The organism is Amycolatopsis sp. La24, assembly GCF_029087445.1.
GTDB classification, from domain to species: Bacteria; Actinomycetota; Actinomycetes; order Mycobacteriales; family Pseudonocardiaceae; genus Amycolatopsis; species Amycolatopsis nivea.
On sequence record NZ_JARACH010000015.1, the window covers coordinates 95407 to 120492 of the forward strand.

Consider the following 25086-nt stretch of genomic DNA (forward strand, 5'->3'; position numbering starts at 1 on the left):
CGGTTCAACCGGCAGACGCGATCCGCTCGACGGCGGCGCGGAGCCGGTCCGGCGGGAGCGCGGCGTACCCGAGCACGAGGCCCGGATATCCGGCTGAGGTATGGGAATAAGTCGACAAAGCCGGGGCGTGCACGCCTGCCGCGGCGAGTTTTTCCTGCAGCCGCACGTCATCGGTACCGTCGGGCAGTCGGACGACGAGGTGCAGTCCAGCGGCGATTCCGACCGGCTGCCACTGCGGAAGACGCTCGGTCAGGGCTTCGATCAGCGCGTCGCGACGAGCGCGATACAGCCGTCGAGTACGGCGCAGATGCCGGTCGTAACCGCCGGTGGCGATCAGATGCGCGAGCGCGGCTTGCGGGAGCGGCGGGCAGCCGAGGTCGTGCATTTCCTTGACCCGGGCCACGGCGTCGCGCAGCCGCCGCGGCGGAATGAGCCAGCCGATCCGCAACGCTGGCGCAAGAACTTTGCTGACGCTGCCGATGTACGCGACGTGATCCGGTGCGAGCGCGCGCATCGCGCCCAGCGCGGGACGGTCGTAGCGATGTTCGGCGTCGTAGTCGTCTTCGAGGATGAGCCCGCCGGTTTCCGCCGCCCAGGCAAGCAGTTGCCGACGGCGTTCCGGATGCAACGCGACGCCGAGCGGGAACTGGTGTGCGGCGGTGACCAACACGACGGAGCAGTCTGAAATGGACAGTGCGTCGACGTTGATGCCCCTGTCGTCGACCGGGATTCCGACCGGGGCCAGCCCGTGGTCGCGCAGGAGGTTCGCTTGGCCGTGGTGGCTCGGGTCTTCGACGGCGATGCGCTGGTCTGGCAAGGCGTCGGCCAGCAACGACAACGCTTCCGCGGCTCCGCTGGTGATCACGATGTCGTCCGGGTTCGTCGGCAGCGCCCGGACGCGGCCGAGGTAGGCGGCCAGTTCCGCGCGCAACGCCGGGTGTCCGGTCGGATCGGGGTAGCCGAGACCGAGATCTGGCGTCGCGTTCAGGGCTTCTCGTTCGGCGGCAAGCCATTCGGCCCGCGGGAACGCCGACAAGGCGGGCAGGCCCGGACGCAGGTCGAACTCCCAGGTCGGCGTTTTCGCTGCGCTGACCCGAGGATTCGGCGCGGGACCGTCGATCGGCGCGACGCGAGTGCCTGACCCGTGCTTGCTCAGCAGGTAACCCTCGGCGGTGAGCTGCTCGTACAACGCGGTGACAGTGCCGCGCGCGACCCCGAGCTGGCGCGCGAGATCGCGGCTCGACGGCAGCCGGGTGCCGACCGCCAGCCGCCCAGTGCGGATCGCGTCGCGCAGCGCGGCCTCGACGGCGCGGCCCCGGCGTCCTCCGGTGGCGGCGGGCAGGAGCAACTCCCGGATGGTCTCCACGGCCACGACAGTACGTCCAAGTGGTCCAGTTAGGCCAGTGTTGAGTGGTCCTTCTGAATAGACCACTCTCCGCTGAAGACTGAGCGGCGTGAAACGGTCGATGGTGCTTTCAGGGGTGGCCGGCGCGGTGCTGGTCGGCGGATCGGTGCCGGTCACCGGCATGCTGGACGGGTATCCGGTGATCACCGGGCAGGCGTTGCGGTACGCGCTGGGCGGGCTTCTGCTGCTGGGCTGGGCGAAGGTCACGCGCAGTCCGCTGCCGCGGCCGAAACTGGGCGATCTGCCGACTCTGCTCGGTCTCGCCGCGACCGGGATGATCGGGTTCCAGGCCTGTCTGCTGCTGGCGCAACGCTACGCGGAACCCAGTGCGGTGGCGGCGTTTCTCGGGGCCAGCCCGCTCGTGCTCGCGTTGATCGCGCCGATGCTGGACGGTCGCCGTCCGTCCGCCGCGCCGGTCGTCGGGTCGGTACTGGCCGGGCTCGGCATCGTGGTGCTGTCCGGCGGCGGATCCGCTTCCGCGCCAGGGCTGTTGCTGGCTGCGCTGGCGATGTTGTGCGAAGCGTCGTTCACCCTGCTCGCGGTGGGATTGCTGCGTCGGCTCGGGCCGTTGGCGACCTCGACGTGGGGCTGTTTCACCGCTGCGGCAAGCGGTTCCGTGGTGGGGACGGTGGTCGATCCGGCTGGAGCCTGGCGGTGGCCGAACGCGCGTGAACTCGTCGCGTTGCTGTTGCTGGCCGTCGTGGTGACGGCGGTGGCTTTCGTGCTCTGGTACAGCTGCGTCGTCGAGTTGGGGGCGGACCGGGCGGGCGTGCTGATCGGGCTGATGCCGGTGTCCGGGCTGGCCGTGGCGGTGTTGATCGGGGCGCAACAGTTCGAACTCAAGGACCTGGCCGGGGTCATCCTGGTCGCTGCGGGAGTCGCATGTGGACTGTGGAAACGCGAAGCGGCTCGCCCGGAATTGTCCGAGCGAGCCGCTACGATCGGCTAACCTCTACTTGCCGCCACGCGCCATCCGCAGCACATCGAGTGCCTCGTCCAGCTGTGCCTCGGTGAGCTTGCCGTCGCGGACGTACCCGCGCTCCAGCACGACCTCGCGGATCGTCTTGAGTTCCTTGAGCGCCTGCTTCGCCACCGCGGCCGCTTCCTCGTAGCCGATGTACTTGTTGAGCGGCGTGACGATCGACGGCGACCCCTCGGCGTACTGCCGCGCGCGCTCGACGTTCGCGGTGACCCCGGCGAACACCTTGTCCGCCAGCAGCCGCGAGACGGCCGCGAGCAGCCGCGCCGATTCGAGCACGTTGCGCGCGATGACCGGCAGGTTCACGTTGAGCTGGAAGTTGCCCGCCGCGCCAGCGAACGCGACCGCCGCGTCGTTGCCGACGACCTGCGCGACGACCTGCAGCGTCGCTTCCGGGATGACCGGGTTGACCTTGCCCGGCATGATCGACGAACCCGGCTGCAGGTCCGGCAACGCCAGCTCGGCCAAGCCGGTGCGCGGGCCGGAACCCAGCCAGCGCAGGTCGTTCGCGATCTTGTTCAGCGACACCGCGACCGTGCGCAGGTGCCCGGAAGTCTCGACCACGCTGTCCTGCGTCGCCTGCGCCTCGAAGTGGTTGCGTGCCTCGGTGAGCGGCAACCCGGTGATCTGCGCCAGCTCGGCCGAAACCGCCGCGCCGAAGCCGTCGGGCGCGTTCAAGCCGGAGCCGACCGCGGTACCGCCGATCGGCAGTTCGCCCAGCCTCGGCAGACCGGACTGCAGCCGTTCGATGCCGAACCGGATCTGCGCGGCCCACGCGCCCGCCTCCTGGCCGAGCGTGATCGGCACGGCGTCCATCAGGTGCGTGCGCCCGGACTTGACGACGTCCTGCCACTCCTCGGCGCGCGCCTCGATCGCGCCGGCGAGGTGCTCCAGCGCCGGGACGACGTCGGTGAGGACGGCCTCGGTGGCGGCGACGTGGATCGTCGTCGGGAAGGTGTCGTTGGACGACTGCGAGGCGTTGACGTGGTCGTTCGGGTGCACGTCGCGGCCGAGCGCGCGACTGGCCAGCGTCGCGATGACCTCGTTCGCGTTCATGTTGGACGACGTGCCCGAGCCGGTCTGGAAGACGTCGATCGGGAAGTGCTCGTCGTGGCGGCCCTCGGCGACCTCGTCGGCGGCCTTCGCGATCGCGTCGGCGACGTCGGCGTCCAGGACGCCGAGCCGCGCGTTCACGCGGGCGGCGGCGGCCTTCAACAGGCCCAGCGCGCGGATCTGGGCGCGCTCGAGACCGCGGCCGGAGATGGGGAAGTTCTCGACGGCACGCTGCGTCTGCGCGCGGTAAAGCGCGTCGACCGGGACGCGGACCTCACCCATCGTGTCGTGTTCGATCCGGTATTCCTGTTCAGCCATACCTCCGATTCTGGCCCCGTTTCGCGCAACCGGCCGGGTGTTGTCGCCCACCTCGGTAACCCGCACCCGCCCCACCTCCGCCCTCAACGGAGTGGCATTGCCACACTGGCTACTCTCGATGTGTTCTCGATCACCGCCACCCACCACTGGCATGGAGCGAGCCTCATGGATTACGACCTCGTCGTCATCGGAGCCGGTCCCACCGGCCTCTTCGCCGCCTACTACGCGGGATTCCGCGGCCTGTCGATGGCCGTCGTCGATTCGCTGCCCGAACCGGGCGGGCAGGTCACCGCGATGTATCCGGAGAAGATGATCTACGACGTCGGCGGGTTCCCCGCGATCCGCGGCCGTGATCTCGTGCAGGGCCTGGTGGACCAGGCCGCGCCGTGGCAGCCGGATTACCTGCTCGGCCGCAAGGCGGAGAAGCTGGAGAGCGTCGACGGCGGTCTCGAACTGACCCTCGACGGCGGCGACGTGCTGCGCGCGGGCGCGGTCCTGATCACCGCGGGCATCGGCGAGTTCACGCCCCGTCCGCTGCCCGCCGGAGACGGCTGGCTCGGCCGCGGGATGGTCCATTTCGTCCCATCGCTGGCGGCTCACGCGGGCCAGCACGTCGTCGTGGTCGGCGGCGGGGATTCGGCGTTCGACTGGTGCCTGGCGCTGCATCCGGTCGCGGCGAGCGTGACCCTCGTGCACCGCCGCGCGAAGTTCCGGGCCGCGGAGTCGATCGTGCGGCAGGTGCAGGAGCTGGGCGTGCGGCTGGTCACGGACGCCGAGGTGGCCCGGTTTGTCGAAGCTCCGGACGGTTCGCTGACGGCGGTCGACGTGACGGTGAAGGGCGGCGCGGACGAGCAGCTGCGCGCGGACGCGGTGGTTGCGGCGTTGGGCTTTACCGCGGATTTGGGGCCGATCGAAAGCTGGGGCTTGGAAATCGATCACCGCGCGATTTCGGTGGATTCGACGATGGCGACGGCCCGGCCACGCGTTTACGCCGCTGGGGATGTGGCGGCGTATCCGGGGAAGGTGAAGCTGATCGCGACCGGGTTCGGCGAGGCGGCGACGGCGGTCAACAACATCGCGGTGGCGTTGAATCCCGAGGCGCATTTGTTCCCGGGGCATTCGAGCAACGTCGAGTGACTCAGCCGGTTTTCTCCGCGATCCACGGCTGATACGCCACCGCCGAGGTCGCGATCGACGGCGCCGATCCGCACGTCGACGAACGGTTTCCCGGGCGGCTGACCATCCCGGCCAGCGTCCACCGGTCGCCGTCGCGGATCAGTTCCGGGCCGCCGGAATCGCCGTAGCACGAGCCGGATCCGCCGGGGCTTTCCGTGCACAGTTCGGAGGTTCCGTCGAACCCCGCCGTGCATTTCGCGCCCTCCACCAGGTGCGTGTCCAGCTGGCGCAGCGTCTTCGACACCGGGCCGCAATTCGGCGTCGCGCACGTCTGGCCCCAGCCGATCACCCGGACCGCCGTGCCGGGCGAAGCCGAACCGCCGATCGCGATCGGCGCGGCCTTCACCGGGGCGGTCAGCCGGATCAGGCCGACGTCGCCGGTTTGCGTTTCGGCGTTGAAATGCGGGTGCAGCACGAATTCCGCCGCTTTCGGAGTTTCCCCGCCCTCGTCCGCGTCGTTGCTGCCGACTCGCAACCCCATCGTCGCCGGGTCTTTCGCGGACAGGCAGTGCGCCGCGGTGACCACCCAGGTCGGCGTGATCAGCGCGCCGCCGCAGAACAGCGCGCCGCCCGAGGTGTGCAGGGACACCGCGAACGGGTAGGGCTGGTCCGCATCGGTCCCGCCGACGATCGAGGGCCCGGCGAACGCGCTGCCCGCGCTGAGCACGACTCCGGTGAGGACAGTCAGCACCAGCGCGAACAGCCGTTTCGACACCGGGAAACTCCTTGGCAGATCAGGGAAGCGGAGGCACCGCGCCCTCGTCGAGTTCGAGGTTGCCGTCGAAGTTGACGGACGAGTACGCCCGCAGCTTCTCGAGCCGGTGGTAGCCGTCGATCATTCTGACCGTCCCGGACTTGGACCGCATGACGATCGACTGCGTCGTCGCGCCGCCCGCCCGGTAGTGGACGCCGCGCAGCAGGTCGCCGTCGGTAACGCCGGTCGCGCAGAAGAACACGTTGTCGCCGGTGACCAGGTCGTCGTTGAGCAGGATCCGGTCAAGGTCGTGGCCCGCGGCGAGCGCCTTCTCGCGTTCCGCGTCGTCCTTCGGCCACAGCCGGCCCTGCAGTTCGCCGCCGAGGCACTTCATCGCACACGCGGCGATGATGCCCTCGGGAGTGCCGCCGATGCCGAGCAGCATGTCGACGCCGGTGGTCGGCCGGGCCGCGGCGATCGCGCCCGCGACGTCGCCGTCCGAGATGAACCGGATCCGGGCTCCCGCCTCGCGGACCTCTTTGACCAGCTGTTCGTGCCGCGGCCGGTCGAGGATGCAGACCGTCACGTCGCTGACGCTGGAGTTCTTCGCCTTCGCCACGCGCCGGATGTTCTCCGCGACCGGGGCGGAAATGTCCACCTTGCCCGCCGCGTCCGGGCCGACGGCCAGCTTCTCCATGTAGAACACCGCGGACGGGTCGAACATCGCGCCGCGCTCGGCGACGGCGAGCACGGCCAGCGCGTTCGGCATGCCCTTCGCCATGAGCGTGGTGCCGTCGACCGGGTCGACCGCGACGTCGCAGTCCGGGCCGTCGCCGTTGCCGACCTCTTCGCCGTTGAACAGCATCGGCGCTTCGTCCTTCTCGCCCTCGCCGATGACGACGACGCCGCGCATCGAGACGGTGGAGACGAGCTGGCGCATCGCGTCGACGGCAGCACCGTCGCCGCCGATCTTGTCGCCTCGGCCGACCCAGCGGCCGGCGGCCATCGCGGCTGCCTCGGTCACCCGCACCAGTTCCATGGCGAGGTTGCGATCAGGCGCTTCGCGTCGGCTGCGGTCACTGGCGGTGGTCATGGTGGCCTCCCGGAACACGGTTCGTCAGCGGGTGCCCAGTCTGTCAGATCCCTAGACCACCTGACCGATTCAGCAACGCATGGTGCACGTCACTCTGTGTCGTCGTCGGTCTCCACCGAGGCCAGCGCGGCCTCGATCCGCTCGCGGGCGCCTTCCAGATGCCGTTCGCACACCTTGGCGAGCCGCTCGCCCTTCTCCCAGAGCTCGAGCGACTGCTCCAGCGAAAGCCCGCCTGCCTCGAGTTCCTTCACCACTTCGACGAGCTGATCGCGGGCCTGCTCGTAACCGAGTCCGGCGGTGTCTGCTTCGCTCACGTTCTCCGACCTTGTGGTGCACGGGGCTGTCGGCGCAGACTACCGCGCTCGGCCGACATTCCCGGGGAACCGGGTCCGGCCCGATGCGGGCCCGCGACCACCGCGCTGGCCATCGCGTGGTCGTATCCGACGAAGGCCAGCGCGAACTCCTGCCCGTCACCGTCCGCGATGGCGTCCTCGAGGTTCTCCTGCGCACTCGCCACGCGTCGCCGATGGCCGGTCCCTTCGGCGAACCACCACCGGACGCCGACGTGCTCGGACGTCGCCTCGGACAGCCGCCTGAGCTGCGGTGCCAGCCCGCGCCGGGCCGCGGTGCCGCAGCCGGCGAGCAGGGCGGTCCAGCATTCGTCGGCGGCCCGGTCGGTGACCAGGGCCTGCCGCAGCAGGAGACCGGCGTCGAGCCGGGCGGCGGCGTCCACCGTGAGCGGGAGGAACGCCGGGGCCCGGTGCATCACGGCCGGTCTCCTTCCGGTGCGGGTGTCGTCGGCTCGACGGACTCGGCCACCGCGTGGACCGCCCCGTCGGCGACTCGTACGCGCAGCTGCGCTCCGTCCTCGATCTGGGAGACGGAGCGGAGCACGTGGAGGTTGCCTGCGGAATCTGTGAACTGGACGACGGCGTACCCGCGTTCCATCGTGGCCGCCGGCCCGAGCGCGGCCAGCTTGCCCCGTGCGTTCGCGACCTCCGCCTGGTCCTTGGCGAGCAGGCTGAGCATCGCGCGCCTGCCGCGTTCGCGGTGCATCTCGAGGTCGCTGAGGCGGCGTTCGATCGGACCCAGCGGATCGGCCAGCGACGGACGGCTGCGCAACTGGGTCAGCAGTCGCGTCTCCCGGTCGACCCAGCCATGTAGCGCGCGCCTGCCGCGGTCGCGCATCTGCCGGACCCGCGCGGTTTCCTCGCGGACGTCCGGCACGATGCGCTTGCTCGCGTCGGTCGGAGTGGAACAGCGCAGGTCGGCGACATGGTCGAGCAGGGGAGTGTCCGGCTCGTGCCCGATCGCGCTGACGATCGGCGTGCCCGCGGCCGCGACCGCCCGGCACAGCGCCTCGTCGGAGAACGGCAGCAGATCCTCGACGCTGCCGCCGCCGCGGGCGATGACGATCACGTCGACGTCCGGGTCTTTGTCCAATATGGACAGTGCGCGGAGGATCTGCGGCACCGCCTGCGAACCCTGCACGGCGGTGTTCAGCACCTTGAACAACACGTGCGGCCAGCGTGCCTGCGCGTTCGCCAGCACGTCCCGTTCAGCCGCCGACGCGCGTCCGGTGATCAGCCCGATTCCCTTGGGCAGGAAGGGAATCGGCCGCTTCCGTTCGCGGGCGAACATGCCCTCGGCGGCCAGCAGCTTGCGCAGCCGTTCGATGCGCGCGAGCAGTTCGCCGATGCCGACCGCGCGGATCTGGTCCGCGCGCAGGCTCAGCGTGCCGCGGCCGAAAAAGAACGACGGCTTGGCGTGGATGACCACGCGGTCGCCTTCGCGCAGCGGCGTCGGCAGTTCGCGCACCAGCCACATCGGACAGGTGACGGACATCGAGACGTCCGCGGACGGGTCGCGCAGGGTCAGGAACGCGGTCTGCGTGCCGGGCCGCGCGTTCATCTGCGTGACCTGGCCTTCGACCCAGACGTCGCCGAGCCGGTGGACCCAGTCGCCGATCTTGCGCGCGACAGTGCGGACCGGCCACGGATTCTCCGCGCTGGTGGCGGGGTCGTTGCTCACTGGCCTTCCGCGGGGTCGCCCGGCTGTTCCTCGGCCTTGCGTGCGTTGCCGATCCGCCGCGCGAGCATGCCGACGAACGACGCCCGGTCAGCGTGGGACTTCTCGTACTCCAGCAGCTCTTCCAGCTGGGGCACGGTCAATCGGCGCAGCCGAGCACGCAGCTGCGGCAGGGTCAGCTCGTCGTAATTGCCCAGCCCGGCCGGGCCGGAGGAGCTGTCGTTCTCGCCCTCGGAGTGCTCCTCGGCGAGCGCGCGGGTCTCCTCGACCCACGGATCGTCGATGGCTTCCGGGGCGAGATCCGGCGGCTGCGTGCGATGGCCGTTGGTACGCGGCTCAGGCAGGTCGTCGACCGGCACGAGCGTGGGCCGGGACGGGGCGAACTCGGGCTCGGCGTCCTCGTCGAACGTGGCCCAGCTGGGCGTGTCCTCGACCGGACGCAGCATCGACAGCGCGTCGTCGCCCTTGATGGCCAGCTCGGTGACCTGCTGCTGGACGCGCATGGACAGCTGCAGCACCTGGCTCACGACGGTGACCGGCAGGCCGGTGAGCTGCTTCGGGAGCTCACGAACCCGCTCGGCGGTGGTGACGGCGAGGCCCGCGGCGACCCGGAGGGGGAGCGGGAGTGGCTTCATGGGTCCAGCGTGCCGCATCAGGGCTGTTCTGCCCAACCGAACGGGTGGCCAGAGGCGCCGGACGTGACGCCCGGCACAGCCTGAATGGCCGCCGCCATCATCCGAACGAGGACTTCAACCCCGGATCGGCACTGCCCGTACCCTGGAGGCATGACTTCTGCGAGTCCCGGAACCGAACCCGCCGGTACCCCGACGATCTCCCGGTCCGGCGCCGCCAAACGCGTGCTGCTCGCGAAGCCGCGCGGGTACTGCGCCGGCGTTGACCGTGCGGTCGTCGCCGTCGAGAAGGCGCTCGAGCTGTACGGGCCGCCGGTGTACGTGCGCAAGGAAATCGTGCACAACCGGCATGTTGTCGAAACTCTGCGCGAACGCGGCGTGATTTTCGTCGACGAGACGTCCGAGGTGCCCGAGGGCGCGCTCGTGGTGTTCTCCGCACACGGCGTCTCGCCCGCGGTGCACGCCGAGGCCGAGGAACGGAACCTGCGCACCATCGACGCGACCTGCCCGCTGGTCACCAAGGTGCACAAAGAGGTCAACCGCTTCGCCAAGGACGACTACGACATTCTTCTTATCGGCCACGAGGGCCACGAGGAGGTCGAAGGCACGGCTGGCGAGGCACCGGACAAGGTGCAGCTGGTCGACAAGCCCGAGGACGTCGACAAGGTCGACGTGCGCGACCCGTCGAAGGTGATCTGGCTGTCGCAGACCACCCTGTCGGTTGACGAGACGATGGAACGCGTCGACCAGCTCCGCGACCGCTTCCCGACCTTGGCGGACCCGCCCAGCGACGACATCTGTTACGCCACCACCAACCGCCAGGTCGCGGTCAAGGCGATGGCCCCGGAATGCGACCTGGTGCTGGTCGTGGGCTCGAAGAACTCCTCCAACTCGAAGCGGCTGGTCGAGGTCGCTTTGAAGGCTGGCGCTTCGGCCTCGCATTTGATCGACTTCGCTTCGGAGGTCGACGAGGCTTGGCTCGAGGGCGTCTCGACGGTCGGGGTCACGTCCGGGGCCTCGGTGCCGGACGTGCTGGTGATGGACCTGCTGAAGTGGCTGGCCGAGCGCGGGTACGGGCAGGTTGATGAGGTGACCACGGCGAACGAGAAGATCGCTTTTGCGTTGCCTAAGGAGCTTCGGAAGGCTGTTAAGTCGGAGTCCTGAGGTTTTCGTTCGGTGCTGCGGCAGTCGGAGCGTTTGGCGCGCCGCTGAAGCTTTCGCCGCGAAGTCGTGCGAGCCGCTCCGGTCGATTTGGCCGCTGAGCCGTGCAGTAGTTCGTGCTGAGTCACGACCCGGACGAGAGAATTCCTTTAGCCGCAACGAAAAGGCCGCCGATCCCGGTGTGGGGATCGGCGGCCTTTCTCGTTTGCCTTGTGCTGCCAGCTTGCGCCGTGAGTTGTGTGCCCAGCCTTTGGCGGATGGTCCGGTTCCGGCGTGGCTTGCGCGCCCGGTCGGCTCTCGTCGGTTGGTCCAGCTTCGGCCTGACTTGCGTGCTCGGTCAGGTTTGTCGAGTGGTCTGGTTTCGACCTGCCCTGCGCGCCCAGTCAGTCCTCGCTGGGTGGCCCAGCTCCGGCGTGACTTGCGTGCCCGCTCGGCCCTCGTCGGGTGGCCCAGCTCCGGCGTGACTTTAGTGCTCAGCCAGCTTTCGTAGGGTCGCCCGGTTCCGGCGTGACTTGCGTGCTCGGTCAGTCTTCGTAGGGTCGCCCGGTTCCGGCGTGGCCTGCGCGCGGGGTCAGCCCTCGTCTTCCCAAGGACGTTGACGGCGCGGCGGTTCCCGGCGAGGCGGACGCGGACGCCCGGGCGGCGGCTCGTCCCCACGCGGCCGACGACGCGGCGGCGGTGCGTCACCCCGCGGATCACGACGGCGCGGATCGCCCTCCGGGGGCCGGGGCCGACGCCCTTCCGGCGGAGGCTTGCGACTACCGCGCGGAGCGTTCGGGTCCATCGGCTCACGACGCGGTCGGGCACCCGGCTCGCCAGGCGGACGCGGCCGTCGCGGCGGGGGAGCGTCGAGATCCCGCGGCGGACGGCGACGGTTGCCCGGAGGCGGCGTCTGACCGGACTGCCCCGCGCGACCGGCAGGCGGCCGCGAGCGCGGACGGTTGGCGGCTTTGTCGTCGTCCTCGTCCCGACCGCGCGGGACTTTGCCGTCCTTGATCTTCACCGGTGCGTCCGGGTCGCGTTCGCGGTAGATGCGGAAGAAGCCGAACAGCAGCGTGACACCGGTGGTGACCGCCATCGTCGGGAAGCCCTTGATCAGCGGCGTCCCGATGTTGAGCAGCTTCGACAGGGTGTCGCTGGCTTCCGGACCCCCGCCGGTCAGCAGCACCACACCCGGCACGGTGACGGCGAGCACCAGCGGCGGCTGCACCATCGGACCGAACAGTCCGCGTCTTTGCACCGCGCCGACCGCGATCACGGCCCCGAGGAAGTAGCCCGCCTTGAAAACAAAACCGAGGCTGCCGGTGGACTTCTCGTCGATGATGGCGCCGAGCACTGCCAAGCCGAAGCCCACGAGCACAGCCGCCCACCAGGGCAGGCCGCGCCTCGTGCCGACGACGAGACGCTCGTCCCACGGCACGGGGGCGTCATCGGCATCGGGATCGCTCTGGCGATCGCGTATCGCGGTCACGAGGCACACCGTAGCCCGTACTTGTCACGATCTTGTTGGCACTGCCGAGGACAGCACGAAGCAGCCACTCGACCGCATGACATTTCGTACGGTCGAGCAGTACCCGCGGTACGGCCTTCCCGCACCGCTCCGCCGAACGAGGAACCAGTGGACCAGACCTCTGACCAGCGGTGATACCGACGGTATGGTCCGGCTGCCCGTTTCCCGGCCCTGCGCTGACCCCAGGCTATGCCACCAGCCGACGACCGCGACGGCGGCGCCACCGGTCCTGTTCCGGAACATTCGCCGTTCTGGAACTTGACCGGGAATTGACGTTCCCGTGAGCCGCCTGAGCGTCCGGATCCTGCCCGCGCGACGTCGGAACCATGCCCTTTCGCTCGCCCCGGCGGCAGTGTCCAACCTGGACTTCGCCGTTCGTTCCGGGCAATCCGGACCTTGGTACCCGCTCGCCGCACTCAGCCGCAAGCCGCCGACCGTCGGCGCTGCGGACGATGACCGCTTGGGCCGCGTCACCGTGTTGGCCTCCGACGCGTGACCTCCGGCCTACCGCTCACCGGGACGTCGCTCGGCACGCCTTGGACGCCTGCCGCGTCACCGCCCGAGCGAGACCACGCTCCCCGTGCGAGCGCCAGGGGCCCGAGCCGTACCACGCCAGGCCGCGCAGTTGCTCCCTCGACCGGGCTCGCTCCCTCCGGACGACGTGGAGGCAAATCGCGCCGCCGAGGCCCGCTCTGCCGGATCGCGCCACCCGACCCACGCCCGCCAAAGCGCACTGCCGTGGCTTGCTCGGCCAGATCGCGCCGCCGACGGCCATGCCGCCAGATCGCGCTGCAGGGCTCGACTCGTCGGAACGTGCCACCGGATTCGTGTCCCGGAGGCATGCAGCCGAACCGTGTCGCCACGATCGCGCCCGCCAAGTCCGCGCAGACCGTCGCGCCAGACCAGGCAACCGCAACCTCGCCCTGCCCAACGTCAACCACGCTCCACGTGCGTGAGCATCAGCCCACGGCCGTCATCTGACGTCAGGAAGCCCCTTGCGGAGCCCGCCCCGTAGGAGCACACCCTCGATCATCCGATCGCGACTGTCGAGCCCGCGGCCATCGCGCCGTGACCTCAACCAGCTGCCACCTCGTCTCCCTTCCGAAGCTGCGGCACCGGCGCCGGACTGCCCGACGCGTCGGTGAGCGGCGCGACGGTCGCGCGGAACGACTCCAGTGCCTCGAGTTCCCGGCGGCGGGCCGAGACGAAGCGCTGCAGGTGCGTAGAGGACAGATTCAGCGCCTCCACCGCATTGCCCGCGGCTCGGTGTGCGGCGGCGGCGCCCGCGCGCACTTGCTCGACGTCCTCGACGAGAGCCCGGTCGCTGGCAGCGAACAGCGCTGCCGACGCGAGCACCCCGAATCCCGTGGGGCCGCACAGGAAGACGCGGCGGTCGATCAGCCAGCGCAGCAGTTCGGGATCGGTGTCGAGCGCGGCGACGACGGCCGCGTCGGACGGGACGAACATGATGGTGCCGTAGATCGCGTCCGCCCAGCGCTGGTAGCCCTTGCCCGCCAGCTCCGCCGCGCGGGAGCGCAGCTGCCGGACGTGGACGCGCAGCGCGTCGAGCCGTTCTTCCGGGTCGTCGGTCTCGACTGCCTCCGCCCAGATGGCCATGCTCGCTTTCGCGTCGACCGGTACCGCCCGGCCGCCGCCGACATTCAGCACCAGGTCGGGCTTCGCGCTTCCGCCGCCGCCCAAATCGGTCTGCAGGGTGAAGTGCAGTCCCTCCCGCAGTCCGAGTGCGCGCGCGGTTTCCACGAGCACCTGTTCGCCGAGTTCGCCGCGGCCGTGGATCGACGCGAACGCCACCTCGTACCGGCGCAGTGCGAGCTGCTGCTGGTCGCCTTTCGCACGCTCCGCCGCCACGAGCCGCGCGGCCGCGTCAGCGCGGCGCATTCCGTCGTTGTACAGCCGCCACAGCGCGACTACCGCGACGCACAGGAGCAGCGCGAGCACGACGGCCGCGGTGGTGATCACCGTCTCCACCCGGTCCTCCTCTCCGTCGGGTCCGGCGGGTGTCCGGACGCGAGACATCATGGCGGACCCCACCGACAAAAACCGGCACCCGCGGTCGCGCTGCGTAGCTGACCTGCGACTTTCCAGATTCGAGGCTGGGCGTGTCCGCGGCGGACCTGATCGGCTTCGTACACACGTTCGAGTGGGGTACCGGCGTGCCTCCCCGATTTCGTCGGGGTCTGCTCCTAACGTGGTCGCCGTGAGAGTCCTCCATACCTCTGATTGGCACGTCGGCCGCACGTTCCACGGCGCCGATCTGCTTACCGAACAGGAGGCCGCCCTCACGCACATCGCCGAACTCGTCGACCGCGAGTCGGTCGACGTCGTGGTGGTGGCCGGTGACATCTACGACCGAGCGGTGCCGTCCGCCGAAGCTGTCCGCGTCGCCACGGCCGCGATGACCCGTATTCGCCGGGCCGGCGCGGAACTCGTGGTCACGCCTGGCAACCACGATTCGGCCGCGCGGCTGGGCGCGTTCGCCGAATTCGCGGCGGCGGGCGGGCTGCACGTCCGCGCGACCGTCGAAGGCATCGCGGAACCCGTTGTGCTGCACGACGAACACGGCGCGGTCGCGTTCTACGGCATCCCGTATCTCGAACCCGAGCCGTCGCGGCACGCCTTGGGCGTGCCGGAGGCGCGCGGCCACACCGGCGTGCTCGGCGAGGCGATGCGGCGTGTGCGGGACGACCTGGCCAGTCGTCCGGAGACTCGGTCCGTAGTGCTGGCACACGCTTTCGTCACCGGCGGCGAGGCCAGCGAATCGGAACGCACCATCGCGGTGGGCGGAGTCGAGCAAGTCCCCGGCTCGGTGTTCGACGGCGTGGACTACGTCGCGCTAGGGCACCTGCACGGACCGCAGACGCTCGCGGAACACCTGCGGTACTCCGGAAGTCCGCTGGCGTACTCGTTTTCCGAAGCGCGGCAACGGAAATCGGTGTGGTTCGTGGATCTCGACGCGACCGGCCTGGCCGAGGTCCGCAGGCACGAGCTGCCGGTGCCGCGCCCGCTCGCGACGCTCTCCGACGAGCTCGCCGCCTTGCTCGAGGACCCGGAACACGAGCAATGGCGCGAGCATTTCCTCTCGATCACGGTCACCGACCGAGTGCGCCCGATCGATGCGATGCGGTTGCTGCAGGACCGTTTTCCCTATGCGGTGCACATGGATTGGCGGCCCGACGGCGGGGTCGCCGGCACCGAACTGAAGTACGCCGAGGCGGTGCGCGGGCGCAGCGACATCGAGATCGCGCGCAGCTTCCTCGACGATTGCCGGGGTGCTCCGCCGACCGAACGCGAGGAGCGGCTCGTGCACCTGGCGCTCGAAGCAGCGAACCGGGCGGCGGTGGAGAAGCTGTGAGACTGCATCTGCTGGAGGTGGAAGCTTTCGGCCCCTACTCGGGTCGGGAGGTGGTGGACTTCGACGCCCTTGGCGCCGACGGTCTCTTCCTTCTCCACGGCGACACCGGAGCGGGCAAAACCACGCTGCTCGACGCGATCGCGTTCGCGTTGTTCGGCGTGGTGCCGGGCGCGCGCGGCGACGTCAAGCGGTTGCGATGCGATCTCGCCGAACCGGATCGGCAGACCGAGGTCGTGCTGGAGCTGACCGTGCAGGGTCAGCGGTTGCGGATCGTGCGCAGCCCGGAGTACCAGCGGCCGAAGAAGCGCGGCGACGGATTCACCACGCAGCAGGCCCGGGTTTCGCTGACCTGGGTCGGCGAACCGCCCGCCGGGCTGCCGCCGGACGGCAGCATCCGCATTGACGAGGTGGCGCGCACCGTCGAGCGGCTGCTGGGCATGACCGCAGCGCAGTTCTTCCAGGTTGTGCTGCTGCCGCAAGGAGAATTCGCGAAGTTCCTCCGCAGTGACACCACGGAGCGCGAGAAGCTGCTGGAGCGGCTTTTCGGCACCGAGCGGTTCTCCGACGTCGAACGCTGGTTCGCGGACCTTCGCGCGGAACGCGGCCGTGCGCTGGAAAAGCGGCAGCAGGAGGTCCGTGAGCTGCTCGCCCGCTACGCCCAGGAAGCGCAGCAGGAACCGCCGGAGGAAAAGCAGCCGGAGTGGGTCGAGGCGGTGCTGACCGAGATCGCTGCCCGGGCCGAGGCGGCGGAAACCGAGGCAGCACAAGCACGTTCGGCAGCGAAGTCCGCTGAGGTCGCGCTGCGCGAGGCCGAAGAGGACGCGGAAAAGATCCGCCGGGTGCGCACCGCACACACCCGGCTGACTCAGATCGCCGAGCAGGCGCCCGAACGTGCTGAGTGGACGGAAGAAATCGCAGCGGCCCGGCGCGCTGCCGCGGTGGTTCCCGAGGCCGAGCTGATGGACCGGCGCACGGCCGAGCTCGGCGACGCACAGGTACTGGTGGCCGATCGGATCCGAGATCTCGCCGACCTCGGGTTCGATGCGGTCGGGCTCGCCGTCGCGGACTTGCGTGAGCGCGCGGGCTCCGTTCGCGAGGAGGCGGGCGCTCTCGCCGAATTGGCTGCGGAAGCCAACCAGCAGAAGAGCGACGAGCAACGTCGTGCGGAGCGACAGAAAGCCGCGGAGAAAGCCGCCGAGCAAGTTGCTGGGCTTGCGGAGCGGTTGGCCGAGATGCCCGGTCGGATTGCCGCTGCGCGCACTGAAGCGACGGTAGCCGGGGAAGCGGCGGCGAAGCTGGACGGCGCGAAATCCCGCGTCGAAGAGCTGACGGTACTCACTCGCGCGGCAGAGGAGTTACCGCCAGCTGAAGCCAGAGTCGAGCGCGGCGAAGCGAAACTGCGCGAAGTGGTCGACGAGCATCAGGCGGCTCGGCAACGTCGGCTGGATCTCCGCGAACGGCGTCTCGACGGCATGGCGGCAGAGCTGGCTGCCGGCTTGGCTGAGGGAACGGCGTGCCCGGTGTGCGGGTCGGTCGACCATCCGGCACCGGCGAACTACGACGCGCCATTGGTGGACGCGGCCGAAGAACGTGCCGCGGAAGAAGCCGAGCAGAAGGCGTCGGCGTTGCGCCAGCGAGTGGTGTCCGCGTTGGAAGAGGCCAAGGCACGAGTCGTCTTCCTGCGCGAACGGCTGGACGGACGCACTGCGGAGGAGATCGCGACCGCGCTGACCGAAGCCAGGACGGTCGTCGCGGAACTCTCCGGAAAGGCGCAGCGCAAGGATCGGTTGAACGCGAAGGTCGCTGAACTCGAGCGCGGTGCCGAGCAGTTGGCCGAACAGCGGCGCCTCGCCGAGCAGACGGTCACCGAGGCGAACGGCGAGATCCGGGCGTTGGACGAGCGGATGGCCGAACGCGAGCAGCGGCTGGTCGCGGGCCGGGGAGAGTTCCCGGATGTTCCCGCCCGGCGGCAGCACCTGCTCACGTTCGCCGGTGCGCTCGACTTGGCGGCGGAGGCGCACACCGCGGTGTCGGGGGCGGAGGCTCGGCTCGCGGAGCAACGGGATCTGGTGGAGATCTCGTTGCATGCCAAGGGGTTCTCGACCCTGGAGGAAATGCGCGCCGCCGTCCGGACCGACGAGCAGATCACGAAGCTCGAACAGGGTCTCGCCGAGGCGGAAGCGACTGCTGCCGGTGCGCGGGAGATGCTCGCGCAGCCGGAACTGTTCGGGATCTCGCCGGACGACGCGGTAGAAGTTGCGCCGCTGGCGGAGCGGGCGAAGGAGACGCGGGTTCGTGCGGATACCGCTTTTGCCGCGCAGCAAGCGGTTTCGGCGCAGCATCGCGAACTGGTGAAGCTGGCCGGACGGTTGAGCAAGGCGCTGTCGGAGCTGGAGCCGTTGGAAGAGGAATACGCCGAACTCCGCGCACTGTCCGAAGTGGTCAACGGACGAGGGCAGAACGCGCGGAAGATGTCGCTGCGCTCGTATGTCCTGGCTGCTCGGCTGGAAGAGGTCGCGCTCGCGGCGACCGCGCGGTTGCGGACCATGAGCCAGGGCCGCTACTCGTTCGTGCACTCCGACGCGGCCGGCGCGCGCGGCACGAGGGGCGGCCTCGGCCTCGACGTGCTGGACGACTACTCCGGCGCGGTGCGCCCGGCGAAAACCCTGTCGGGCGGCGAGTCGTTCCTCGCGTCGTTGTCGCTCGCGCTGGGGCTGGCCGATGTGGTGGCAGGCGAATCCGGCGGTGCGCTGCTCGACACTCTCTTCGTGGACGAGGGTTTCGGCACCTTGGACGCCGAAACCCTGGACGTGGTGATGAACATCCTCGACGAACTCCGCGCCGGCGGCCGCGTGGTGGGCCTGGTGTCGCACGTCGAGGAACTCCGCCAGCGCATCCCCACGCGGCTGCGGGTGCGGAAGTCCCGCGCCGGGTCGAGAGTGGAGTTGCAGATGGCTTGACGAGAGCAGGCTCGGTGCCTTGACCACGCTCGCCGCCTCAGCCAACCTGGCCCGGCGAACCCGGCGCAGCTGATCGGCGAACTCGGTCCGACCGAGCCACTCCAGCCCAGCCGACGAGCGAGGGCGGCCCGGTCGACCGGCGAACGCGGCCGGGCGAACCTGGCCCGGCCGACCAGCGGGCCTGGCCCGGCGCACACCCGCGCAGTTGACCGGCGAGCTCGATCCAACCGCGCCAATCCAGTCCGGCTGAGCAGCGAACCCAGCCGAGCGGCCGACCCAGCCAACCCGGCTCAGCTGGCCACCGAACTCGGCCCGGCGAACTGGGCTCAGCCGACCAGCGAACGCGGCTCAGCGAACTCGACCCGACCGAGCCAACCCGCGCGGGCCGTCAGGCGGCCTCTTCGTGGTGCAACAGCCACCGCTTAGCCGGCACGCCCCAGCGGAAGTTGCCGATCGCTCCGCCGGTCCGCACGACGCGGTGGCAAGGCACGAACAGGGCCGCCGCGTTGCGGGCGCACGCGGTTGCTGCGGCGCGGACCGCGGAGGGGTTGCCGGATAGGGCGGCGTACTCCGCGTAGCTCACTGGGCTGCCTGCTGGGACCTTGCGCAGCATCTCCCACGCGTGCTCGCGGAACGGGCCGGAGCGTTGGCGGACTTCGATGTCGGCGACGGCGTCGAGGTCGCCGCCGTGGTAGCGGCGGATTGCGGTCGTCACCGGGCCCAGGTCGCGGCGTTCGGTCAGGGTCGTCGGGGCCAGGGACGGCGAGATGAGGGGCGTCAGCTCGGCGACGTCGGCGGTCCAGCCGGAGGCCAGTACGGCGCCGTCGCCGGTCACTATTGCGGTGAACGGGCCGATGCGGGTGTCCAAAGTGGACCAGAAGGCGGTGGGCACGAGGAAAGTCTCCTTAAACGGTCACGGAACTGAGATACCGGCTGGCGTACGAGCTCCACGGCTGCCAGTCGCGTGCGGACGTCGCCAGGTCGATGCCCAGCTCGGCCGCGCCGCGGCGGACGGCTGGGTCGGCGGTCAACAGGACGTCGGGGGCGCCGAGCAGGCGCATCACGACGTAGTCGGCGGTGGCGGGATCGACGCCGGTCGCGAGCATTTCGGCGCGGAGTTCGTCGGCGTCCCGGCCTACGTGCAGGTCCAGTTCACCGGCGGCGATTGCCGCGGCGACCTTCTTGACCAGCGGTTTCACGTCGGCTTCGGCGATGGCGGACGGGGTCGGGAAAAGGATCGTCAGGGTGTCCATGGGCGGGTCTGCGGGCGGGACGGGCTCGCCGAGGGCGACAACGTCGGCCACGTCTTCGCCGAGCAGGGTGCGGAGCAGGACTTCCGGGCCGTCGACGGCGCCTGGCACGCGGATGCCTGGCGTGGCGGCGACCAGCGGGGCCAGCGCCTCGTCGGCGGAGAGCACGCGCGAGACGGCTTCCGGGTCGGCGTCCAGGTCCAGCAGGCGTCGTACGCGGCTGACGGCGCTGCTCAGGTCGCGCAGGTCCGAGAGTGCTAGGTCGCACTGCACATAGCCAGCGCGCGGGCTGACCCACGCTGACGCCGGGCCGTGCGGGAGGCGCAAGGTGCGGCCGTAACCGTCCTCGGAGACGGCTTCGATGCCTGGCAGCGCCCGCGAGGCGTGGTAGCCCAGCACGCCCGCGGCGTCGAACGGGGCCCGGAACGGCAGGCGAAGGCTGAGCCGCGTCGCACCGCTGGGTTCGTTGCGGTTTCCGCGGCGGAGCGAAGCCGCGCGCAGCTGCGACGGCGTCGTCGCGAACACCTCGCGGATCGTTTCGTTGAACTGCCGGATGCTGGAGAACCCGGCCGCGAACGCGACGTCGGTGAGCGGCAGCTGCGACATCTCGATCAGCAAGCGCGCCGAGTGGGCTCGATGGGCGCGGGCGAGGCGGATCGGGCCCGCGCCCAGTTCGGCGGTCAGCACCCGTCCGAGCTGGCGTTCCGAGTAGCCGAGTTGACGGGCCAAGCCGGGCACGCCTTCGCGCTCGACCAGGCCGTCCGAGATCAGCCGCATCGCGCGGGCGGCCAGGTCGGCGCGGACGTTCCAGTCCGGCGAACCGGGGACCGCGTCCGGCAGGCAGCGGCGGCAAGCGCGGAAACCACCGGCTTGTGCGGCGGCCGAAGTCGGGTAAAAGCGGACGTTCTGCGCCTTCGGCGTGAGCGCCGGGCAGGACGGGCGGCAGTAGATGCCCGTGGTGCGCACCGCCATGATGAACTGGCCATCGAACCGCTGGTCGCGGGCGGTCACCGCGCGGTAGCAGCGCTCGGTGTCGCGCCAGATCGGAATGGTCGAGGTAGCCATGCGGTCGATGATGCCAGCAGGTGAGAGCCCTGACTGGCGGAAAACCGACACGACGTTACCGGGTCGGCGACGGTCCGCGCGCAGCACGTAGACTTACCGGCCGTGAGTCTCACCCTCGGTATCGTCGGCCTGCCCAACGTCGGCAAGTCCACCCTGTTCAACGCGCTGACGCGCAACGACGTGCTCGCCGCGAACTACCCGTTCGCCACGATCGAGCCCAACGTCGGCGTCGTGCCGCTGCCGGACCCGCGGCTGGACGAGCTGGCCGGGATCTTCTCGTCGGAGAAGATCGTGCCCGCTGTGGTGTCCTTTGTGGACATCGCGGGCATCGTGAAGGGCGCGTCCGAGGGCGCGGGGCTCGGCAACAAGTTCCTCGCGAACATCCGCGAGGCCAACGCGATCTGCCAGGTCATCCGCGTGTTCGACGACCCGGACGTGGTGCACGTCGACGGCCGGATCGACCCGATGTCCGACATCGAGACGATCAACACCGAGCTGATCCTCGCCGACCTGCAGACGCTCGAGAAGGCGCTGCCGCGGCTGGAGAAGGAAGCGCGCACCAAGAAGGAAGCGCGGCCGGCGCTCGAAAACGCCCAGAAGGCCAAGGAAATCCTCGACTCCGGGCGCACGCTGTTCCAGGCGCAGAAGGACATCGACGGCGAGGCGCTGCGCGAGCTGAGCCTGCTCACCACGAAGCCGTTCCTGTACGTCTTCAACGCCGACGAAGCCGTGCTCACCGACGAGGCGCGCCGCGAGGAGTTGGCGAAGCTCGTCGCCCCGGCGGACGCGGTGTTCCTGGACGCGAAGGTCGAGGCCGAGCTGCTGGAGCTGGACGACGAGGAGTCCGTGCGCGAGCTGCTGGAGTCCGTCGGCCAGCTGGAGCCGGGCCTGAACGCGCTCGCTCGCGCGGGCTTCCACACGCTCGGCCTGCAGACGTACCTCACGGCCGGTCCGAAGGAATCCCGCGCCTGGACGATCCCGCAGGGCGCGACCGCCCCGCAGGCGGCCGGCGTCATCCACACGGATTTCGAGCGCGGCTTCATCAAGGCGGAGGTCGTGTCGTTCGAGGACCTCGTCGAAGCGGGCTCGATGGCGGCCGCGCGTTCGGCGGGCAAGGTCCGCATGGAGGGCAAGGACTACGTGATGGCGGACGGCGACGTCGTGGAGTTCCGCTTCAACGTCTGACCGGTTTCGCGGCTGAGCACGGGCGCGAAATTGTCGGTCCTGGTTCGTAGGATCGGCCTATGCCCGTGCTCTTCACCCCGTCCTTGCCGGATCGCGCGGACGGAGGCCGTCTTGGTGGTGCGCCGCCCGTTGCGATCGAGGCGCATCCGCTCCTCGCGACCCACCGCTATTTGCTGACCGTCCCGGCAGCTCCCTGGGCGCAGGGCTACGAGGTTTCCGTGGTGCTGCGCAACGGATTCGACATCGGCGACAGCGACGTCCAGTACCCGGACATGGCGATGCGTGCGCTGGTGCACCCGCCCTCGCCGCGCGGGGAGCGGGCTGATCTGGGGTGGGCTGGGCTTCGGTCGGCGGCGCTCTCCGAGATGCCTGACGAGGAAGACTCGATCGCGCTCGTCCAGTTCGGGGACGAGCCGGTGCTGATTCAAGACGAGCCGAGCTACGCCGACGCCGTACGTGCCGACGGGCATCAGTTTCTCTTTCAGGTCAACGAAGAAGGCTGGCCGACCGAGGGCGAGCTCGAGGATGTGATCGAGGAGTACCTCTGGGGCTACGGGTCGGTCTACTTCTACGGCACTCCGGGATCCGACGGAGTGGTGCGGGAGGTGGTCGCGGGGTTCATCGACTTCTGACGGACCGGTCTCGGCAGGAGAAGGCCCGCCGAGACCGAGGCCGAGGTTCAGTTCAGCTCGGCAACACTCGGCACGACAACGCCGTAAAGATCCCCGATGGTTGCCAAAGCGCTGTTGTGCAGTTGATCCGCGCTGACTTCCCCAGCAGGAGTCGGCAACGGACGAGTCGCGCAGGCGTCGGCGACGACGGTCGGGTGGTTGCCGCGCAGGAACGCGCCTTCGGTGGTGAACGTGACGCACATGTTGGTCATGAACCCGGCGATCACCACGTTCTTGTGCCCGGCTTCGTCAACCAGGGAGCCCAGGTCGGTGTTCACGAAGGAGTTCGGCGCGCCCTTCACGACGACCGGTTCGCCTTCGACCGGGGCGACGTTCGGGTGGATGCTGCCGATCTCGGCTCGGACGTCGTACGGCGTGCCCTCGCCGCTGTCGTGGACGACGTGGATCACCTTCGCACCGGCGGCGCGGGCCTTGGCGAGCAACTGCCGAGCCGCGGTCAGCGCCGGGCGCCAGCCTTCCAGCTCCATCACGCCGCGGGTGTAGGTGTTCTGGTAGTCGACCAGGATCAGTGTTGCGTCGGCCAGCGTTGCCGGGGCCTGGTCGAGACCGTTCAGCTCCCGCAGCGTTTTCCTTGCCATGGTGGGGTTTCCTCTCGTTTCCGTTCCGCACGACCGACGCTAGACTCGGCTTCGGATGTCGGCAATGACATGCAAAGCGCAGAAACCGACATGGGGAGCGAATGAAGAGACTGGTGGTCGTCGTTCTGTTCGACCGGATCGACCTGCTCGACGTGACCGGTCCCGCTGAGGTGTTTTCCTTGCTGCAGCGGGAAATGGACCGTCCGACGGGCTACGAGGTGGTGCTCGCCGCCGAGACGCTGGACCCGGTGACCACCTCGGCGGGAGTGCGCGTCTTGCCCGACGTGACGTTCGCTGAGCTGGGGAGAAAGGCGATCGACACGTTGATCGTGCCCGGCGCCGTGACGACGGGCGGCAAAGGCGAGGTCGTCGCTCAATGCGACCCGGCCGTGGTCGAGCAGGTGCGCAGGCTGGCTGGGCGGACGCGCCGGGTGGCGTCCGTCTGCGTCGGCGCGCACATCCTGGCGGCGGCGGGGTTGCTCGACGGCAAACGCGCCACTACGCACTGGTCGACGGCCCGGCAGCTGGCCGCGGAGCATCCCGAGGTGACCGTCGACGCGGACCCGATCTTCATCCGCGACGGGTCCGTGTGGACGGGCGCCGGGCTGAGCGCCTGCCTCGATCTCGCGCTGGCACTGGTAGCCGACGATTTCGGGCCGGAATCAGCCTCGCGGGTGGCCCGTCAGCTGGTGATGTTCCTGCGCCGGCCCGGTGGGCAGAGCCAGTTCAGCGTGTCGCTGGAGCCCGCGTCCGCGACCCGGCGGGTCGACGAGCTGCGGCAGTACATCGCGGCCCACCTCGCGGATCCGCTGACCGTCTCCGACCTCGCCGCGCACGCGCATGTGACGGACCGCCAGATCACGCGTGTGTTCAAGGCGGAGCTGGGAATGACCCCTGCCGCCTACGTCGAGCACGCCAGGGTCGAGGCCGCGCGGCATCGCCTGGAGACGACCGACGACACGTTGTCGCGGATCGCCGGGACGTGCGGGTTCGGCACGGTGTCGACCTTGAACCGCTCTTTCCGGCGGACGCTGAACACGACGCCCAGCGAGTACCGGGAGCGGTTCCGGATCGTCTCGAACGCCTGACCCGCGCCGGGGCAATTTCGGCGAAACGTCCTGCTCGCCCCGGTCACCCGGCAAAGATTCCCCGGTGCGGATCGTTCTCTACGCCGTCTGGGGCGCTTAGGTCGTGCTCGGGCTCATCGGAATCGCCAGGTTCTGGTTCATCCGGATGTTCCCGCTGCCGTGAACCGGACGGGGCTCAGCCGAGCAGGCCGAGCACCACCATCGATAGGAGGACGACAGCGGTCGAGAACGCCGCGACCCACGTGCGCTGTGCGGCGGTGAGCTGGGCGGATGTGCTGTTCATGGCGAGTCCTAGCGGGGCGAGTGCCGATGATTCCGCTGGGATAGCGCCTTGATCTAGCTCACTGTTACCGCTTGTGATCAAGGTCACGTCGATTGCGCGCGGTGTGCCACAGCACGCCTCCCGCGGCGGCCACCATCAGGCCGAACGAACCCATTCCCACTACGAGTGCCTGGACCATGAGGCCTCCTTCCGTCGCGTCTGTCCGGAAGACGCGCGAAGGGGCCGTTCATGTTGCCAGGGTTGCCGACATCACACCTGGTCAGCGGGCCGCCAGTACCCCGTCGATCTGGCGGGCCAGCGCGAAATCGCGTTCGGTCAGGCCGCCGAGGTAGTGGGTGCTGAGGCGGAAGGTCAGGGTGCGCCAGCGGATGTCGATGTCCGGATGGTGGTCGGCTTCCTCGGCTAGTTCGGCCACCCGGTCCACCACCTCGATCGCCGCCGGGAAGGACGGGAGTTCGACCGTCCGCACGATGACGGCGTCCTCGCGTTGCCACTCCGGGACGGTGCCGAGGGCCTCTTCCACCGCTGAGTCGTTCAATAGCTGCGTCATCACTCCATGGTGT

22 protein-coding genes are annotated in these 25086 nt (G+C 69.7%); 8 read left to right on the forward strand and 14 right to left on the reverse strand.

The window, feature by feature from the left end:
- Positions 1-4: 4 nt before the first annotated feature.
- The gene (locus tag PUT80_RS17015; RefSeq protein WP_275292790.1) at positions 5-1366 is read right to left on the reverse strand and encodes a PLP-dependent aminotransferase family protein; all 1362 of its coding nucleotides are present in this window, start codon (positions 1364-1366) and stop codon (positions 5-7) included.
- 88 nt (positions 1367-1454) lie between these two features.
- On the opposite strand from PUT80_RS17015, the gene PUT80_RS17020 reads away from it, so the two are divergent.
- On the forward strand, positions 1455-2354 hold the full coding sequence (locus tag PUT80_RS17020; RefSeq protein WP_199817898.1) for a DMT family transporter: 900 nt from the start codon (positions 1455-1457) through the stop codon (positions 2352-2354).
- Between the two features lie 3 nt (positions 2355-2357).
- Here the strand turns inward: PUT80_RS17020 and PUT80_RS17025 are convergent, their stop codons facing one another.
- Positions 2358-3755, reverse strand: coding sequence for a class II fumarate hydratase (locus PUT80_RS17025; protein ID WP_134667039.1), 1398 nt, complete (start codon positions 3753-3755; stop codon positions 2358-2360).
- A 165-nt stretch (positions 3756-3920) separates the two neighbouring features.
- Here PUT80_RS17025 and PUT80_RS17030 point away from each other — a divergent pair, with 165 nt between their 5' ends.
- Positions 3921-4892, forward strand: coding sequence for an NAD(P)/FAD-dependent oxidoreductase (locus PUT80_RS17030; RefSeq protein ID WP_275292791.1), 972 nt, complete (start codon positions 3921-3923; stop codon positions 4890-4892).
- A gap of 1 nt (position 4893) precedes the next feature.
- On the opposite strand, the gene PUT80_RS17035 is transcribed toward PUT80_RS17030, so the two are convergent.
- From PUT80_RS17035 to PUT80_RS17060, 6 genes are all read right to left on the reverse strand, one after another.
- On the reverse strand, positions 4894-5646 hold the full coding sequence (locus tag PUT80_RS17035; protein WP_275292792.1) for a serine protease: 753 nt from the start codon (positions 5644-5646) through the stop codon (positions 4894-4896).
- A gap of 19 nt (positions 5647-5665) precedes the next feature.
- On the reverse strand, positions 5666-6718 hold the full coding sequence (gene glpX, locus PUT80_RS17040) for a class II fructose-bisphosphatase (protein WP_037816866.1): 1053 nt from the start codon (positions 6716-6718) through the stop codon (positions 5666-5668).
- 89 nt (positions 6719-6807) lie between these two features.
- Positions 6808-7032: an exodeoxyribonuclease VII small subunit gene (locus PUT80_RS17045; protein ID WP_037367840.1), complete on the reverse strand. Its 225-nt coding sequence runs from the start codon at positions 7030-7032 to the stop codon at positions 6808-6810.
- On the reverse strand, positions 7029-7484 hold the full coding sequence (locus PUT80_RS17050) for a hypothetical protein (RefSeq protein WP_037816682.1): 456 nt from the start codon (positions 7482-7484) through the stop codon (positions 7029-7031). Before PUT80_RS17050 ends, PUT80_RS17045 begins: the two co-directional genes overlap by 4 nt.
- The gene (gene xseA, locus PUT80_RS17055; RefSeq protein ID WP_275292793.1) at positions 7484-8749 is read right to left on the reverse strand and encodes an exodeoxyribonuclease VII large subunit; all 1266 of its coding nucleotides are present in this window, start codon (positions 8747-8749) and stop codon (positions 7484-7486) included. Before xseA ends, PUT80_RS17050 begins: the two co-directional genes overlap by 1 nt.
- Positions 8746-9381, reverse strand: a complete 636-nt coding sequence (locus PUT80_RS17060) for a lipid droplet-associated protein (protein WP_275292794.1) — start codon at positions 9379-9381, stop codon at positions 8746-8748. Before PUT80_RS17060 ends, xseA begins: the two co-directional genes overlap by 4 nt.
- 150 nt (positions 9382-9531) lie before the next feature.
- Between PUT80_RS17060 and PUT80_RS17065 the strand changes: the two genes are divergently transcribed.
- Positions 9532-10542, forward strand: a complete 1011-nt coding sequence (locus tag PUT80_RS17065; RefSeq protein WP_043828136.1) for a 4-hydroxy-3-methylbut-2-enyl diphosphate reductase — start codon at positions 9532-9534, stop codon at positions 10540-10542.
- A 568-nt stretch (positions 10543-11110) separates the two neighbouring features.
- Here PUT80_RS17065 and PUT80_RS17070 read toward each other — a convergent pair.
- Complete coding sequence (locus PUT80_RS17070) at positions 11111-12010, reverse strand: DUF6542 domain-containing protein (RefSeq protein ID WP_275292795.1); 900 nt, start codon at positions 12008-12010, stop codon at positions 11111-11113.
- A 1113-nt stretch (positions 12011-13123) separates the two neighbouring features.
- A complete protein-coding gene (rmuC, locus tag PUT80_RS17075; protein WP_037816668.1) occupies positions 13124-14038 on the reverse strand; it encodes a DNA recombination protein RmuC in 915 nt (304 codons plus the stop codon).
- 229 nt (positions 14039-14267) lie between these two features.
- Here rmuC and PUT80_RS17080 point away from each other — a divergent pair, with 229 nt between their 5' ends.
- Entirely contained in the window at positions 14268-15422 is a 1155-nt protein-coding gene (locus tag PUT80_RS17080; RefSeq protein ID WP_275292796.1) for an exonuclease SbcCD subunit D, read from the forward strand.
- Positions 15419-18382, forward strand: coding sequence for an SMC family ATPase (locus PUT80_RS17085; RefSeq protein ID WP_275292797.1), 2964 nt, complete (start codon positions 15419-15421; stop codon positions 18380-18382). The genes PUT80_RS17080 and PUT80_RS17085 overlap by 4 nt, the downstream gene beginning before the upstream one ends.
- Before the next feature lie 388 nt (positions 18383-18770).
- Here PUT80_RS17085 and PUT80_RS17090 read toward each other — a convergent pair whose 3' ends face one another.
- Positions 18771-19274 (reverse strand): methylated-DNA--[protein]-cysteine S-methyltransferase, encoded by a 504-nt coding sequence (locus tag PUT80_RS17090; RefSeq protein ID WP_275292798.1) that lies wholly within the window; start codon positions 19272-19274, stop codon positions 18771-18773.
- 13 nt (positions 19275-19287) lie between these two features.
- Positions 19288-20697, reverse strand: a complete 1410-nt coding sequence (locus PUT80_RS17095) for an AlkA N-terminal domain-containing protein (protein WP_275292799.1) — start codon at positions 20695-20697, stop codon at positions 19288-19290.
- A 102-nt stretch (positions 20698-20799) separates the two neighbouring features.
- On the opposite strand from PUT80_RS17095, the gene ychF reads away from it, so the two are divergent.
- Both ychF and PUT80_RS17105 read left to right on the forward strand, forming a co-directional pair.
- On the forward strand, positions 20800-21882 hold the full coding sequence (gene ychF / locus PUT80_RS17100) for a redox-regulated ATPase YchF (RefSeq protein ID WP_275292800.1): 1083 nt from the start codon (positions 20800-20802) through the stop codon (positions 21880-21882).
- 59 nt (positions 21883-21941) lie between these two features.
- Entirely contained in the window at positions 21942-22514 is a 573-nt protein-coding gene (locus PUT80_RS17105; protein WP_275292801.1) for a hypothetical protein, read from the forward strand.
- 47 nt (positions 22515-22561) lie between these two features.
- On the opposite strand, the gene PUT80_RS17110 is transcribed toward PUT80_RS17105, so the two are convergent.
- Positions 22562-23152 (reverse strand): cysteine hydrolase family protein, encoded by a 591-nt coding sequence (locus PUT80_RS17110; RefSeq protein ID WP_275292802.1) that lies wholly within the window; start codon positions 23150-23152, stop codon positions 22562-22564.
- A 101-nt stretch (positions 23153-23253) separates the two neighbouring features.
- Here PUT80_RS17110 and PUT80_RS17115 point away from each other — a divergent pair, with 101 nt between their 5' ends.
- Positions 23254-24240 (forward strand): GlxA family transcriptional regulator, encoded by a 987-nt coding sequence (locus tag PUT80_RS17115; protein ID WP_275292803.1) that lies wholly within the window; start codon positions 23254-23256, stop codon positions 24238-24240.
- Between the two features lie 542 nt (positions 24241-24782).
- Here PUT80_RS17115 and PUT80_RS17120 read toward each other — a convergent pair.
- The gene (locus PUT80_RS17120; protein ID WP_275292804.1) at positions 24783-25073 is read right to left on the reverse strand and encodes a 4a-hydroxytetrahydrobiopterin dehydratase; all 291 of its coding nucleotides are present in this window, start codon (positions 25071-25073) and stop codon (positions 24783-24785) included.
- Positions 25074-25086 lie beyond the last annotated feature (13 nt).

Coding starts and splice junctions, on each gene's coding strand:
- PUT80_RS17025 (WP_134667039.1), bottom strand. CDS start 3,755: ATGGCTGAACAGGAATACCGGATCGAACACGACACGATGGGTGAGGTC.
- PUT80_RS17030 (WP_275292791.1), top strand. CDS start 3,921: ATGGATTACGACCTCGTCGTCATCGGAGCCGGTCCCACCGGCCTCTTC.
- glpX (WP_037816866.1), bottom strand. CDS start 6,718: ATGACCACCGCCAGTGACCGCAGCCGACGCGAAGCGCCTGATCGCAAC.
- PUT80_RS17050 (WP_037816682.1), bottom strand. CDS start 7,484: ATGCACCGGGCCCCGGCGTTCCTCCCGCTCACGGTGGACGCCGCCGCC.
- PUT80_RS17060 (WP_275292794.1), bottom strand. CDS start 9,381: ATGAAGCCACTCCCGCTCCCCCTCCGGGTCGCCGCGGGCCTCGCCGTC.
- PUT80_RS17065 (WP_043828136.1), top strand. CDS start 9,532: ATGACTTCTGCGAGTCCCGGAACCGAACCCGCCGGTACCCCGACGATC.
- PUT80_RS17095 (WP_275292799.1), bottom strand. CDS start 20,697: ATGGCTACCTCGACCATTCCGATCTGGCGCGACACCGAGCGCTGCTAC.
- PUT80_RS17105 (WP_275292801.1), top strand. CDS start 21,942: ATGCCCGTGCTCTTCACCCCGTCCTTGCCGGATCGCGCGGACGGAGGC.
- PUT80_RS17110 (WP_275292802.1), bottom strand. CDS start 23,152: ATGGCAAGGAAAACGCTGCGGGAGCTGAACGGTCTCGACCAGGCCCCG.
- PUT80_RS17115 (WP_275292803.1), top strand. CDS start 23,254: ATGAAGAGACTGGTGGTCGTCGTTCTGTTCGACCGGATCGACCTGCTC.
- PUT80_RS17120 (WP_275292804.1), bottom strand. CDS start 25,073: ATGACGCAGCTATTGAACGACTCAGCGGTGGAAGAGGCCCTCGGCACC.